Here is a 14,290-nt window from a genome sequence, read left to right as displayed (position 1 = left end):
TTTCTCTATTATAAAATGAGGAGATGTAAATTTTAAGGAAAAAAATAAAGCTGTCGAGATTTTCTCGACAGCCTGAGAGCGAATCATATCGCTCTTTTTTTATTTGCCACGGAGATTGACCCCAATCATTCCCCCAAGCATACAAATCCCCAAAAAGGCTGCATGATAGATGAATTGCTCTGGTGAAAAGGTTTCTCCAAACCCTAAATACTGAAATAAGAATACAGTAAGAGAAAAGATAAAAGAAGTGATGGCACCAATGAGCCAGCCTCGTTCCTTTGCTTTCCCTCCAGAAATGATCCCTCCTAAAAAAAGTGCCACGAAGGACAAGATCATAATCATCCATTTAAACGATGATTCCTGCATACTTGTAAAGCTAAGCATGAGTGACACAAGTAAGCTTGTGACAATCATCACGACAAAAATGGCAATTAAGCCGGATAAAATTCCTTTTCCTATTTGTTTCGTTTCCTGCATGTGATTCGTCTCCTCTCCAATTGACCGAAGCTTGTCTTTTACTAAAATGTATTCACGACGAAGAAAAAATAGACATGTTTCTCACGATAAAAACAGAGGCTTTCTTTTCTACATAAATAAAGTGTTTTGACACAAGCTATGATGGAGAAGGAGGGTTTACATCACATGCAGGACATCTTAATCATTTCCATAAGAACGGTCATTTTATATTTTCTCATTTGGTTTATCTTTCGTTTAATGGGAAAGAGAGAGATTGGAGAACTTAGTATTTTAGATCTTGTCATTTTTATGATGATCGCTGAAATTGCGGTACTGGCGATAGAAGAAGTAGAGGGTCATATGTTACATACGGTATGGCCGATCCTGCTGTTAACCTTCATTCAAATCACACTTGCCTACCTCTCATTAAAGTTTCAAGGTGTCCGGCGCTTTCTTGACGGCAAACCGACCTTGCTCATCATCAATGGGAAAATAGACGAGGGGGCGATGAGAAAACAGAGATACAATTTTGATGATCTGCTCATTCAATTAAGAGAAAATAACATCGATAGTATTCAGGATGTCTCATACGCCATCTTAGAGCCATCAGGAAAGCTCGCCGTCGTCGAAAAAGAAAACAAGCACATACATGCTGCGCTTGAGCTTCCTCTTATTGCAGACGGTATCGTGCAGCATGACCATCTGAAGCAAATTAATCAAAATGAACAGTGGCTGAAAGGTGAGCTTGCCAAAAGAGGCTATTATGATCTTGACCAAATCTCTTTCTGCAGCTTTAATCAAAAAACGTTTTATATTGATTTGAAAGATGAAGTGATCAAGAAGAGATGAGCTATAGCAGCTTCCCGATAAATGGGATGCGGCGCAGCTCTTCTCGTTTCACTAACCCAAGACAGATTAATAGAATGACATACAAGATGCATGTGACAAAGATCAGCAACACAAGCTCAAGAGGGGCAGAAAAGAGTCCGCTGACTTGAGACTTCATCCATAAGCTGACAGCTCCCGTGCCTATGATCATAAGGACGCATATACCATATTCCTTCAGTGGTAAATGAATAGGCAGAACCTTTCCGACAGTTGCCGCATGGAGCAATGTGACAAGGACAATGCCGATCAGTATCGCAACGGCTGCGCCCATAATGCCAAAGCTCGGCTGGGAAGCAAGGACGAAGATCATCCCTGTTTTCACAACAGCACCTATCAGGCTATTGGTCATGGCCGCACCAGCTAAATTCAATGCTTGAAGGACAGCTTGGAGCGGCCCTTGAAAATAATATAGAAGAAAAAATGGTGCCATGAATTTCACATAGATGGCCGCATGCGATGAACCATACATGAAGAGCGTTAAATCTTCTGCATAAACGAAAAGAATAATACATGAAATTCCTCCGCTGAGTAAACAAAGGCGCATCGCCTGTCTCAGCCGGTATTCCACCGTTTTGTGTTTGTTCTGCTCCATTCCTTCACTAATGGCTGGGACTAATGCGGTGGAGAGTGAATACGTAATAAAACTAGGTAGTGTCAAAAGGGTCAGTGCAAGACCGGTCAACTCCCCATACTGTCTTGTCGCTTCAACAGCCGCATATCCAGCAATGGCAAGGCTTTGTGCGACAACAATCGGCTCTAAAAACCACGAAATATTGCCGATGAAACGACTGCCTGTCGTTGGCAGGGCAATACTCATCAGCTGCTTAAATGTGTCCTTCCCGTCATGAATCGCCTTGAAAAATTGCTTTCGAATACGGATGGTCTTTTTATATCGAAAGGCGATCAGTAAGTAAGCAAGTGAAATCATCTCGCCAATAACAGATGAAATCATCGCACCGGCTGCCGCATATTCAATTCCATAAGGAAGGAAAGCTGTTGTACATACCGCCACAAGGGAAATTCTTGCGACCTGTTCCAGTACTTGAGACATCGCAAGTGGACTCATCTGCTGTCTTCCTTGGAAATATCCTCTTAACACACTGGAGATGGCGATGACAGGTACGACTGGTGTAATGGCAAGCAGTGGATACACCGTTCTAGGATCTGTCAGCATATTTTCCGCCATAATTGGTGCAAACCATAAAAAAAGCGGTGTGAAAATAAGGCTGAGTGTTCCTGTTATCGCAAGGGACATGACCAGAATGCGTTTTGTTTTCTGTTTGTCACCCCGGGCTTCTGCTTCTGCGACAAGCTTACTGATGGCGACAGGCAGTCCGAATTGTGTCAGCGTCACGGCTAGAAAAAAAGTAGGTGCAGCCATCATATAAAGCCCGACGCCTTCTTCGCCAATGAACCGTGCGATGACAATTCGATTGACAAAACCCAATATTCTCGTGATAAAACCTGCTAAAATTAAAATAATTGTCCCTTTTAAAAACGTTTGCTTCGTCAAATCAAAGATCACCTGCCTTCTCAAACGACATAGAATCATATACAATAAGATATGCGTGTATATCGTCCAAGCATGACAAGTCTCTCGATAAAAAACTGAAAAGGGGGAGCCTCACATTGACACAGCATCCAGCTGCTATATACAAAGACCATTTAAAGCCTTTTCTGTTCAGTAAGCTTGAAGAATTCATCGTTTTGGGCTATAAAGATGTAGATTTAGAGGAATTATGGTCATACTTAGAGAATAAGAAGTGGAAGAAAAAACAAGAGTATCCGATTCATGAAATGGTTGCAGATATTTTATCTGTGAAAATTGGCGAATTTATGAACTATGCAACCGTTCAGTCGTTTAAAACGTCTGCTTTTTTGTACAGTGAAGATGGTAAGAATATGCTAGATGAACTGTTGAAATAAGCCATCTTAATGGATTCAGGTGTTTAAGGAGGAAATACATAATGAAAAAAGGGCGCATTCTTGCGTTTTTCTTAGTGGTTCTGTTAATCGGAACTGGCGTGGGCTTATTGACAAAGCCTGTTGCGAAAGATATGACGCTAGGGCTGGATTTGCAGGGTGGATTTGAAGTTCTGTATGATGTACACCCAGTGAAAAAAGAGGACAAGATCACAAATGGTGTTCTCGTCAGTACGGTGGAGGCTTTAAACCGAAGAGCCAACGTGCTTGGTGTAAGTGAGCCGAACATCTCGATTGAAGGCAACAACCGTATCCGCGTGCAGCTTGCGGGGGTAAAAGATCAAAACAGAGCAAGGGAGATTCTTTCAACTGAAGCACAGCTTTCCTTCAGAGATACGAATGATAAAGAGCTCCTGAACGGATCTGATCTTGTCGAAAATGGTGCAAAACAAACATTCAATCAAACGAATGAGCCGATTGTCACTGTCAAACTAAAGGACGCGAAAAAATTTGGTGACGTGACAAGAAAAGTAGCGGCTATGGCACCGAATAACCAGCTTGTCATTTGGCTTGATTACCATAAAGGAGATTCCTTCAAAAAAGAAGTCTCTAAATCAAACCACAAGTATGTATCTGCACCGAATGTCAATCAAGAGATTAACAGCAGTGACGTACAAATTGAAGGAAACTTTACTGTCCAAGAGGCAAAAGATCTTGCAAGTATTTTAAATGCCGGGGCATTGCCAGTAAAATTAACTGAAAAATATTCAACATCTGTGAGTGCACAGTTTGGTAAACAAGCGCTGAACGAAACAGTATTCGCAGGAATTGTAGGAATCGCATTTATCTTCTTATTCATGCTGCTTTATTACCGATTACCTGGTCTTATTGCTGTCATTACACTTTCAGCTTATATCTATATTACGTTGCAAGTGTTCGACTGGATGGGCGCGGTTATGACACTGCCTGGAATTGCAGCACTGATTCTTGGTGTAGGGATGGCTGTCGATGCCAATATTATCACTTATGAGCGGATCAAAGAGGAGCTCAAGCTCGGTAAATCTGTCCGTTCTGCTTTCAGGTCAGGGAACCGCAGATCATTTGCGACCATCTTTGATGCAAACTTAACAAGTATTATTGCCGGCGGGGTTCTGTTCTTCTTCGGGACAAGCTCTGTAAAAGGATTTGCAACGATGCTGATCCTATCGATTTTAACAAGTTTTATCACGGCTGTATTCCTATCAAGATTCCTTCTTGGCCTTCTTGTTGAAAGCCGCTATCTTGACCGCAAAAAAGGCTGGTTTGGTGTTCGCAAAAAAGACATCATGAATATTCACGAAACAACAGAAAATACCGAACCGAAAACGCCATATGATAAATGGGATTTCGTCAGCAAACGAAAAGGCTTTATGATTTTCTCAGCAGCTATCACCATTGCTGGAATCATTGTGCTTTCTATCTTCAAGCTGAATGCGGGTATCGATTTTGCAAGTGGAACAAGAATTGATATCCAAAGCGATCACAAGCTGTCAACTGAGCAAGTGGAGCAAGACTTCAAAAAGCTAGATCTTGAGACAGACAGTGTTGTGTTATCGGGTCAAAAAGAAAATCAGGCAGCAGTTCGATTTGTCGGTGTGCCAAATAAAGAAAAGATCGCTGAAGTGAAGGATTACTTCAAAGATAAATACGGAACTGAGCCTAACGTAAGTACAGTGTCTCCGACTGTCGGAAAAGAGCTTGCCCGTAATGCATTATACGCTATCGTTATTGCTTCAATCGGGATCATTTTATATGTATCTGTCCGTTTTGAATATAAAATGGCGATTGCAACAATCATCTCACTGCTATACGACGCATTCTTTATTGTAGCCTTCTTTAGTATTACGCGTTTAGAGGTGGATGTCACCTTCATTGCCGCGATACTCACGGTCATCGGGTACTCGATTAACGACACGATCGTCACCTTCGACAGGGTTCGTGAACAAATGAAGAAACGCAAACCGAAAACCATTGAAGATCTATCGTATATTGTGAACTTAAGCTTACAGCAAACCTTTACGCGATCTATCAACACAGTGCTGACCGTATTTGTTGTGGTTGTCGCACTGCTTATCTTTGGCTCAGCGTCTATTACAAACTTCTCCATCGCCTTACTTGTCGGCTTATTAACAGGGGTGTACTCATCTCTTTATATTGCCGCGCAAATTTGGCTTATCTGGAAAGGCCGTGAGCTGAAAAAGCCGGCTAAAATAGACACAGAACAAGATATTTAATCTAGAAAGACTGCCTGTTTGGCAGTCTTAGACTATGGACAAAGGGCTAAAATGAACTTTATTTTAGCCCTTTGTCTTTTTTTCATTCATCACCCGTATATTTCACAACAATAAGACGATTTGAAAAAACATTTCGAGTTTCATTGATCTTGAAATGGTCTTTTGCTATAATGACATACGTTTAGATCAGTATAGAAAGCAAGTGTCCATTTGAGGCATTTGGTTTTATTCATTGGAGGGGCTGTTATGAAGGTTCGGGAAACTGAACTGCCAGGTATCGGTCACAAAGCCGAAATGATCACAAGAAATAATGAGAAGCTTGCCATCATTACACATGATGACGGCAGAAGAGAAATGTATCATTTTCAAGAGAACGACCATGAAGAGTGTATTTCTGGCATCTTGCTAAACGATGAAGAAGCAAGACAAATCGCGGCTATTTTGGGCGGCATGGTATATAAGCCAAAAGCGCTTGAAACAGTTGAGGTAGCAATTGATGAATTGATGATTGAATGGTTTAAGATTGAAAAGAACGCACCAGCTGCTCAGCAGACAATCGGAGACCTCAATGTTCGCCAAAATGATCAAGTAACAGTCATCGCCATTGTGAGAAAATCACATGAGAAGATTTTAAATCCAGGGCCAGATACGGTCATTGAAGAAGGGGATACCCTTGTTATATCTGGGGAAAGAAAAGAATTAAAAAACCTCATTAAAGAAAAACTCAGCAGCTAATCGTGCCCATGCTGATAGATTATATCCCGCTATTTTCTTTCTGTGTTTAAGAAGGACAAGGAATAGGGAAGAATAAAAGAAAAAGCTTGGGGGATATGTAGATGAATAAACAACAATGGACCATCATATTCGCATTTATTTTCGTATTAATTGTCTCAGTATTTGCCGTGATCAATGTGCGGCCTGTGCAAGTAGACTACTTATTTGGAACCGCTGAATGGCCACTGATCCTTGTCATTATTGGTTCTGTTCTAATGGGCGGACTCATTGTGGCGTTTGCGGGTATTTTCCAAATTGTGAAACTGAAACGTGAACTAAAAACATTAAAAGCTGAGCGTGCAGCCGTTACGCCTGCACCTAGTGTTTCTACTAAAAAGGCAGACAAAGACGTTCAAAAGAAATCGAATGTCACGCCTTTAAACGAACAGCCAGCATCCTTTGATCGGAAGGAAAAATAATCTTCCAGCACAATTTCATAAAATAAAAATTGAAACCCCTCAGGCCACTCTAGTATAATAGTGTGGTTGAGGGGTGAATTTATGTTATTATCCAAAATGTGCTGGGAATATGAACATCCAAGCGAAGAAAAAGTGAAATCACTCTCTGAAAATCTGAATATTTCAGCGCTGACTGCATCGCTTCTTGTAAAAAGAGGACTCGAAGAAGTAGAAGAAGCGAGGTCTTTTTTATTTGATCAAAAAGCCGAATTTCATGATCCATTCCTATTAAAAGGAATGAAAGAAGCAGTAGAGCGCATCAACAAAGCGATCGAAGAGCAGGAATCGATTGTGATCTTCGGAGACTATGATGCGGATGGTGTGACAAGTACGTCTGTGCTTTTACATACATTAAAAGAGCGATCTGCAAAAGTAGATTTTTATATTCCAGATCGATTTAAAGAAGGCTATGGGCCTAACGAACAGGCTTTTCGATATATCAAAGAGCAAGGAGCATCGCTTGTCATCACGGTCGATACAGGCATTGCTGCTGTGAATGAAGCACGTATTGCAAAAGAAATAGGATTAGACCTGATCATCACAGATCACCATGAACCAAGTGATGAACTGCCTGATGCGCTTGCGATCGTACACCCTAAACAGCCGGGCTGTGAGTATCCATTTAAAGAACTCGCCGGTGTCGGTGTTGCGTTTAAAGTGGCGCATGCACTCCTTGATAAGCTGCCAGTTCATCTATTAGATCTTGCTGCGATTGGGACAATTGCCGATCTTGTCCCGCTGCATGATGAAAATAGATGGCTCGCAAAAAAGGGACTCGTGCAACTTCGCCAGTCTAACAGACCGGGGCTAAAAGCGTTAATGAAAGAAGCTGGAGCCACTCTCGAAGAAGCGAACGAGGAAACGGTCGGCTTTCAAATTGCTCCAAGGCTGAATGCTGTAGGGCGAATTGAGCAGGCAGATCCGGCTGTTCATCTTCTGATGACCGAGGATATGGAGGAAGCAGAAGAGCTCGCTCGTTTTGTACAAGAACTCAACAAAGAACGGCAGAAAATTGTGAGTACGATCACGGAAGAAGCCATTCAAATGGTCGAAGAATCAGGCGGTGACCAGTCTGCCATCGTCGTAGCCAAAGCTGGCTGGAATCCAGGGGTTGTCGGCATTGTTGCCTCAAAATTGACGGATACATTTTCTCGTCCGGCGATTGTGCTTGGGATAGATGAAGACACGCAAATGGCAAAAGGATCAGCGCGGAGTATTCCAGGCTTTGATCTCTTTTTCCATTTGAGCAAATGCCGCGATATCCTGCCGCATTTCGGCGGGCACCCTATGGCAGCAGGTATGACACTTCGAGCGGATGATGTTCCTTTACTGAGGGAAAGATTGAATCAATATGCAAATGAAACGTTGACAGAAGAAGATTTTATTCCGATTCAGCGGGTCGATGCAGTGTGCAAAGTAGACGAAATTACGGTTCAAGCAATTGAAGAAGTGGGGATGCTGTCACCATTTGGCATGCACAATCCAAAGCCGTTCATTATGATTGAGGATGCCAAGCTTGAAGACATCCGAACGATTGGGGCAAATCATCATCACATTAAAATGTCTCTGAAAGACGAAGACAAGCTGCTTGACTGTGTCGGTTTTCACCAAGGTAAATTAAAAGAAGAGCTCGTCCCTGGAAGCCGAATTTCCGTGATTGGCGAAATGTCAATTAATGAATGGAATAACCGGAAGAAACCTCAGCTCATGCTAAAAGATGCCCGAGTAGATGAATGGCAGCTGTTTGATTTACGCGGGAAAAAGGATTGGGAAAAGAAAGTTTCGACGCTTGATCCAGAAAAATATCTTGTTTTCTGTTTTGATGAAGAAACTAAACATGAAGTCAATATCCCGGTTCATCATGTACATGCAGAAAATGTTTCAACGTTTGATGTGCAAGACAAGTATGTGGTCTTTGCGGATGTTCCCGCAGATGAGCACTTGCTTAAGCTGCTTTTAGAAAATCAAAAGCCAGCCAGAATTTATACGGTCTTTCAAAGAAAAGAAGATCACTTTATGTCTTCTTTCCCTAGTCGTGACCAATTCAAATGGTTTTATGGGTTCTTGTTAAAACGGGGAAATTTTCCTCTCAAAGAACAAGGGATGGAGCTTGCCAAGCATAGAGGTTGGACAAAAGATACAATCATTTTTAAGACAAAGGTGTTTTTTGAACTCGGTTTTGTTAAAATAGAGAATGGTGTGCTGTCAATAGTAGTTGATGCCCCGAAAAAAGATTTAACCGCATCAGCGTCCTATACAGCAAAACAACGATTGATGGAACTCGATCAAACACTAACATATTCCTCAGCCAAAGAGCTGAAGGAATGGCTGAACAGCATGATGAGCGAAGTCTCACCGGTGCTTTGACGTACGAGGAGGAAAAGGAAAAGATGGATTTAAAACAATATGTGACAGTTGTACCTGACTACCCAAAGGAAGGTGTACAATTTAAAGATATTACAACGTTAATGGATAAAGGCGAAGTGTACCGTTATGCAACGGATCAAATTGTTGAATACGCAAAGGAAAGAGACATTGATCTTATTGTTGGACCTGAAGCGCGTGGATTCATTATTGGCTGCCCTGTAGCATACGCGCTTGGTATAGGATTTGCACCCGTTCGTAAAGAAGGGAAGCTTCCTCGTGAAGTCATTAAAGTCGATTACGGCTTAGAATACGGTAAAGATGTATTAACGATTCATAAAGATGCGATTCGTCCAGGTCAACGTGTACTGATTACAGATGACTTACTTGCGACTGGTGGAACAATTGAAGCGTCCATCAAGCTTGTAGAGGAATTAGGCGGCGTTGTGGCAGGGATTGCATTCTTAATTGAGCTGACGTATCTTGATGGCAGAAAGAAGCTTGATGGTTACGATATCTTAACGTTAATGCAATACTAATGGAGTTTTACGAAAAAGCACTCAGTAAGAAGGGTGCTTTTTTCCTATCAAAAACCTTTTAGCGGACTTCTTCTCTTTACATCTATCGATTTTTTCTTGATAATAAACTACAATACAGTTTTCATTTAAAAAGGTGATTCCATGGCGAACGAACAAGTTTTAACGGCGCAGCAGGTCATTGACAAGGCAAGAGAATACCTGTCCGCTGAACATATTCAATTTATAGAGCGAGCATATGAATATGCTGAGAATGCACATAAGGAGCAATACCGGAAATCTGGTGAGCCCTATATTATCCATCCAATTCAAGTGGCGGGAATTCTTGTGGACCTTGAAATGGACCCATCGACCATTGCGGGCGGCTTCCTGCACGATGTCGTCGAGGATACAGATGTGACATTACAGGATTTACAAGAGTACTTTAACGAAGAAGTGGCGATGCTTGTTGATGGTGTGACAAAGCTCGGGAAGATTAAATATAAATCACAAGAAGAACAGCAGGCCGAAAACCACCGGAAAATGTTTGTTGCAATGGCACAGGATATTCGCGTGATCTTAATTAAGCTGGCAGACCGTCTTCACAATATGAGAACGCTCAAACACCTTCCGCAAGAAAAGCAGCGAAGAATTTCAAATGAAACACTTGAAATCTTTGCACCGCTTGCGCACAGATTAGGGATTTCAAAGATTAAGTGGGAGCTTGAAGATACAGCACTCCGCTATTTAAATCCGCAGCAATATTACCGGATTGTGAATCTCATGAAGCGCAAAAGAGCTGAACGTGAGGAATACTTGGACGAGGTTGTCAATGAAGTAAAAGACCGCGTGTCTGAGGTCAACATCAAGGCTGAATTTTCCGGCAGACCAAAACATATCTATAGCATCTATCGCAAAATGGTCATGCAAAATAAGCAGTTTAATGAAATTTATGATTTGCTGGCAGTTCGTATTTTGGTCGACAGTATCAAAGACTGCTATGCAGTTCTCGGTATTATTCATACATGCTGGAAGCCGATGCCAGGGAGATTTAAGGACTATATTGCGATGCCAAAGCCGAACATGTACCAATCCCTTCATACAACCGTGATTGGTCCAAAAGGTGATCCGCTTGAAGTCCAGATCCGTACATTTGAAATGCATGAAATTGCAGAATACGGGATTGCGGCACACTGGGCATACAAAGAAGGAAAAGCGTCAGCAGAATCAACGGAAGAAGCCGTATTCCAAAAGAAGCTGTCTTGGTTTAGAGAAATTCTTGAGTTCCAAAATGAATCCACAGATGCAGAAGAATTTATGGAATCGTTAAAGATCGATCTCTTTTCTGATATGGTGTTTGTCTTTACACCGAAAGGAGACGTGATTGAACTGCCGTCTGGTTCAGTTCCAATTGACTTCTCTTACCGGATTCACTCGGAAATTGGGAATAAAACGATCGGCGCCAAGGTCAATGGCAAGATGGTCACGCTTGATCATAAACTGAAAACAGGTGACATTATTGAAATTCTGACATCAAAGCATAGCTATGGACCAAGTCAGGATTGGGTTAAACTTGCCCAAACCTCCCAAGCGAAGCACAAGATCAGACAGTTTTTCAAAAAACAGCGCCGTGAAGAAAATGTCGAAAAAGGCCGAGAACTCATTGAAAAAGAAATCAAAAACCTTGAGTTTGATGTCAAAGAGATTCTCACAGCTGAAAACCTGCAAAAAGTAGCCGATAAATTTAATTTTTCAAACGAAGAGGACATGTATGCGGCCGTTGGATATAACGGAATTACTGCACTCCAGGTAGCGAATCGTTTAACAGAAAAAGAAAGAAAACAAAGAGATCAGGAAGAACAAGAGAAAACGGTCCAAGAAGTGACGGTGGAATCAAAGCCGTATCACGGGAAAAAACGTGAAGCCGGCGTAAGGGTCAAAGGGATTGATAACCTGCTTGTTCGTTTATCGAAGTGCTGTAATCCTGTTCCGGGTGATAGCATTGTTGGTTTTATAACAAAAGGCCGAGGTGTATCTGTTCACCGGGAGGACTGTCCGAACGTGAAGACAGGGGAAGCACAGGAACGGTTAATTCCGGTAGAGTGGGAGCATGAACAGCCTGCTCGAAACCGTAAAGAATACAATGTGGAAATCGAGATATTAGGCTATGACAGGCGCGGCTTACTCAATGAGGTGCTTCAAGCAGTCAATGAGACGAAAACAAACATTTCCTCTGTTTCTGGAAAGTCTGATCGTAACAAAGTGGCGACGATCCATATGGCGATCTTTATCCAAAATATCAATCATTTGCATAAAGTAGTGGAACGTATCAAACAAATCAAAGACATTTACTCTGTTCGCCGATTTATGAATTAGAAAGGAAGTATATCGTCTATGAGGCTTGTTGTGCAGCGTGTGACAAATGCATCTGTGAAGGTAGAAGATGAGATCACAGGTGCCATCAATGAAGGATACATGGTGCTCGTTGGTGTCACACATGAAGATACAGAAGAAGATGTGCTGTACTTAGCTGAAAAGCTTGCACATTTACGTGTTTTTGAAGATGAAAACGGGAAAATGAATCGTTCATTATTGGATGTAAAAGGAAGCGTCCTGTCTGTGTCTCAATTTACCCTTTATGGTGATACGAGAAAGGGCAGACGGCCGAATTTTATGAAAGCCGCCAAGCCGGACGTGGCAAACTCACTTTACGAATGTTTCAATGCAACCCTTAGAGAAAAAGGCATCCGTGTAGAAACTGGCCGTTTTGGGGCGATGATGGACGTGTCATTGACCAATTCAGGGCCTGTCACCATCTGGATGGATAGCAAAGAATAGACTTGCCCTAGACTGTAGATAAACTCATGCGTGAGTTTGTTTAGAGTCTTTTTCTTTCGGCATAAAAAAGAGGCGCAGAGGCCTCCTTTTGCTAACGGAAATATTGTTTTAACCCTTCTGTCATCCCTTCTGTGACTCGTTCTTGGTAGGAAGCGCTATAAATGATCGCTTCCTCCTGAGGATTGCTTAAATAGCCGAGTTCATATAAGAGGGAAGGGCGTTTATTTTCTCTTAATACAAAATAATCTCCGAACTTCACACCCTTATCCGGGATTTGTGAGCGCTTTGCGACTTCAGTATGAACGCTTGTCGCCAGATTTTGATCCTTCGATGCTTGATAATAATACGCTGTACTTCCTCTGACACTTGGATCCATAAAACTATCATAATGAAGACTAATGAAAGCATCTGCATTGCGGTAATGAGATGTCGCCACCCTCGATTGAAGGCTGATAAAGGTATCATCACTTCTTGTTAAATAGACATTTGCACCAGAAGACCTTAGTTTGCCTGCCAGTAAATTGGCGGTTTTGATGGTAATATTTTTTTCAAATGCACCATCTGCGCCAATCGTGCCGCTGTCTTTTCCGCCATGACCAGGATCAATAACAATTGTTTTTCCTTTTAACGACCCAGTTCCAGACGATGAATCCTGCTGAGGTCTTGGCGCTTCGCCGCTATTTTTCTTCGTTTGAACGACCCAGCTCGCTACATATCCTGTTCCGCCGTTTGATAGTGTCACTTCATACCAGTCACCTTGCGTTCGAACAATTTGATAAGCCGCTCCTTTTGCTGCTCTTTCTGCAATTGCAGCAGAGGTTGAAGCGCTTTTTCTAATGTTGGTGCCATCATAGACAATATACGCTTTCTGCTGAGTAGCCGAAGAGGACGAACTCTTTTCTCGCGCTGAACTTGCTCCTTGGCTTGTGACAATGTAATAGCTGGCAACCCAGCCTTTTGCCCCTTTGGCCTCGATTTCATACCAGCCATTTTGCTCTCTTAAAATGGTGATTTGTGTGTTGCGGGCAAGTGAAGCCACCACCTGTGCATTCGGTGCTGCCGATTGTCGAACGTTCAAGCTGGATACGCCGACTGTGCCTGTCTGTTTAGAACGAGAGACCTCGCCTGAGCTTGATTGAGCGGCTTTTTGCCTGCCGGAAATATAATCAGAGTGGACCCAGCCTTTCGCCTGTTTATACGAAATTTTTGTCCATTCGCCGCTTGTCTCTAATCTTTTAGCAGAAGCGCCTTGCGGAAAAGTCCCAATGACTTGATAGGAAGTCCCAGGGCCTGTCCGGATGCGAAGATCGGAGGCTGTCGATGTGATCGTACTGCTTCCTTCAGCGCTTTGACCTTGTGTCTTTGGCTTAGCGGTCTTTTGCTTGTCAGATGATGTGGTGATCAGCCATGAGACGACCCAGCCTTTTTGTCCGTTCGACAGCCCGATCTGCACCCATTCCCCTTGTTGAGTAAGAATTGGATAGCTTTCCCCGCGTTTCACAACAGCTGCGATCCCATAACTTAAACCAGGACCCGTTCGCACATTGATTTCATCTGTTGCGACCACAGCTTGATCTGTTTGAGCAGTAACATGTGTCATAGGCCAAGTACTGGCAATGAGAACAAAACAAGTGAGTAGCATCATCATTTGATTGTGTTTTTTCAGATTCAAAACGGTGTTTTCCCCTCCCTTGTAAAACCGATGAATGTTAATTCGTTATGTAATGGATGAATTCCTTGCAGTTTCCCTAATAAAAATGAATCAATCTGTTTATACTAGATAAAAATGTGATAAAAGGAT

Annotated in this window: 12 protein-coding genes; 9 read left to right on the top strand and 3 right to left on the bottom strand. The window is 42.3% G+C overall.

What is annotated here, in order from left to right:
- Positions 1–99: 99 nt before the first annotated feature.
- On the bottom strand, positions 100–477 hold the full coding sequence (locus tag R0K30_RS15560) for a TIGR04086 family membrane protein (RefSeq protein WP_099727768.1): 378 nt from the start codon (positions 475–477) through the stop codon (positions 100–102).
- Between the two features lie 165 nt (positions 478–642).
- On the opposite strand from R0K30_RS15560, the gene R0K30_RS15555 reads away from it, so the two are divergent.
- Positions 643–1,305 (top strand): DUF421 domain-containing protein, encoded by a 663-nt coding sequence (locus R0K30_RS15555; RefSeq protein WP_230030509.1) that lies wholly within the window; start codon positions 643–645, stop codon positions 1,303–1,305.
- A 1-nt stretch (position 1,306) separates the two neighbouring features.
- Here the strand turns inward: R0K30_RS15555 and spoVB are convergent, their stop codons facing one another.
- The gene (spoVB, locus tag R0K30_RS15550) at positions 1,307–2,857 is read right to left on the bottom strand and encodes a stage V sporulation protein B (protein WP_410611578.1); all 1,551 of its coding nucleotides are present in this window, start codon (positions 2,855–2,857) and stop codon (positions 1,307–1,309) included.
- Between the two features lie 116 nt (positions 2,858–2,973).
- Between spoVB and R0K30_RS15545 the strand changes: the two genes are divergently transcribed.
- From R0K30_RS15545 to dtd, 8 genes are all read left to right on the top strand, one after another.
- Positions 2,974–3,270: a post-transcriptional regulator gene (locus tag R0K30_RS15545; protein WP_410611576.1), complete on the top strand. Its 297-nt coding sequence runs from the start codon at positions 2,974–2,976 to the stop codon at positions 3,268–3,270.
- A 41-nt stretch (positions 3,271–3,311) separates the two neighbouring features.
- The gene (secDF, locus tag R0K30_RS15540; protein ID WP_099727765.1) at positions 3,312–5,540 is read left to right on the top strand and encodes a protein translocase subunit SecDF; all 2,229 of its coding nucleotides are present in this window, start codon (positions 3,312–3,314) and stop codon (positions 5,538–5,540) included.
- A 246-nt stretch (positions 5,541–5,786) separates the two neighbouring features.
- On the top strand, positions 5,787–6,275 hold the full coding sequence (locus tag R0K30_RS15535; RefSeq protein ID WP_099727764.1) for a cation:proton antiporter regulatory subunit: 489 nt from the start codon (positions 5,787–5,789) through the stop codon (positions 6,273–6,275).
- Between the two features lie 101 nt (positions 6,276–6,376).
- On the top strand, positions 6,377–6,733 hold the full coding sequence (locus tag R0K30_RS15530; protein WP_099727763.1) for a LapA family protein: 357 nt from the start codon (positions 6,377–6,379) through the stop codon (positions 6,731–6,733).
- An 81-nt stretch (positions 6,734–6,814) separates the two neighbouring features.
- Entirely contained in the window at positions 6,815–9,139 is a 2,325-nt protein-coding gene (recJ, locus tag R0K30_RS15525) for a single-stranded-DNA-specific exonuclease RecJ (RefSeq protein WP_410611573.1), read from the top strand.
- Positions 9,140–9,162: 23 nt separating this feature from the next.
- Positions 9,163–9,675 (top strand): adenine phosphoribosyltransferase, encoded by a 513-nt coding sequence (locus R0K30_RS15520; protein ID WP_034321337.1) that lies wholly within the window; start codon positions 9,163–9,165, stop codon positions 9,673–9,675.
- Positions 9,676–9,816: 141 nt separating this feature from the next.
- Positions 9,817–12,027: a RelA/SpoT family protein gene (locus R0K30_RS15515; protein WP_099727761.1), complete on the top strand. Its 2,211-nt coding sequence runs from the start codon at positions 9,817–9,819 to the stop codon at positions 12,025–12,027.
- A gap of 18 nt (positions 12,028–12,045) precedes the next feature.
- Positions 12,046–12,489 (top strand): D-aminoacyl-tRNA deacylase, encoded by a 444-nt coding sequence (gene dtd / locus R0K30_RS15510; protein ID WP_410611570.1) that lies wholly within the window; start codon positions 12,046–12,048, stop codon positions 12,487–12,489.
- Positions 12,490–12,580: 91 nt separating this feature from the next.
- Here dtd and R0K30_RS15505 read toward each other — a convergent pair whose 3' ends face one another.
- Positions 12,581–14,137: an N-acetylmuramoyl-L-alanine amidase family protein gene (locus R0K30_RS15505; protein WP_486304019.1), complete on the bottom strand. Its 1,557-nt coding sequence runs from the start codon at positions 14,135–14,137 to the stop codon at positions 12,581–12,583.
- Positions 14,138–14,290 lie beyond the last annotated feature (153 nt).

Origin of the sequence: Bacillus sp. SIMBA_154 (assembly GCF_046536015.1) — a bacterium.
Classification (GTDB): Bacteria; Bacillota; Bacilli; order Bacillales; family Bacillaceae; genus Bacillus; species Bacillus pumilus_P.
The sequence above is the reverse complement of the archived record's forward strand: the minus strand, read 5'-3'. Positions and strand labels throughout refer to the sequence as shown.

Excerpts from the sequence above, each read along its gene's own strand:
- recJ (WP_410611573.1), top strand. The coding sequence starts at position 6,815 with ATGTTATTATCCAAAATGTGCTGGGAATATGAACATCCAAGCGAAGAA.
- R0K30_RS15535 (WP_099727764.1), top strand. The coding sequence starts at position 5,787 with ATGAAGGTTCGGGAAACTGAACTGCCAGGTATCGGTCACAAAGCCGAA.
- secDF (WP_099727765.1), top strand. The coding sequence starts at position 3,312 with ATGAAAAAAGGGCGCATTCTTGCGTTTTTCTTAGTGGTTCTGTTAATC.
- dtd (WP_410611570.1), top strand. The coding sequence starts at position 12,046 with ATGAGGCTTGTTGTGCAGCGTGTGACAAATGCATCTGTGAAGGTAGAA.
- R0K30_RS15505 (WP_486304019.1), bottom strand. The coding sequence starts at position 14,137 with ATGATGATGCTACTCACTTGTTTTGTTCTCATTGCCAGTACTTGGCCT.
- R0K30_RS15560 (WP_099727768.1), bottom strand. The coding sequence starts at position 477 with ATGCAGGAAACGAAACAAATAGGAAAAGGAATTTTATCCGGCTTAATT.
- R0K30_RS15520 (WP_034321337.1), top strand. The coding sequence starts at position 9,163 with ATGGATTTAAAACAATATGTGACAGTTGTACCTGACTACCCAAAGGAA.
- R0K30_RS15555 (WP_230030509.1), top strand. The coding sequence starts at position 643 with ATGCAGGACATCTTAATCATTTCCATAAGAACGGTCATTTTATATTTT.
- R0K30_RS15515 (WP_099727761.1), top strand. The coding sequence starts at position 9,817 with ATGGCGAACGAACAAGTTTTAACGGCGCAGCAGGTCATTGACAAGGCA.
- R0K30_RS15530 (WP_099727763.1), top strand. The coding sequence starts at position 6,377 with ATGAATAAACAACAATGGACCATCATATTCGCATTTATTTTCGTATTA.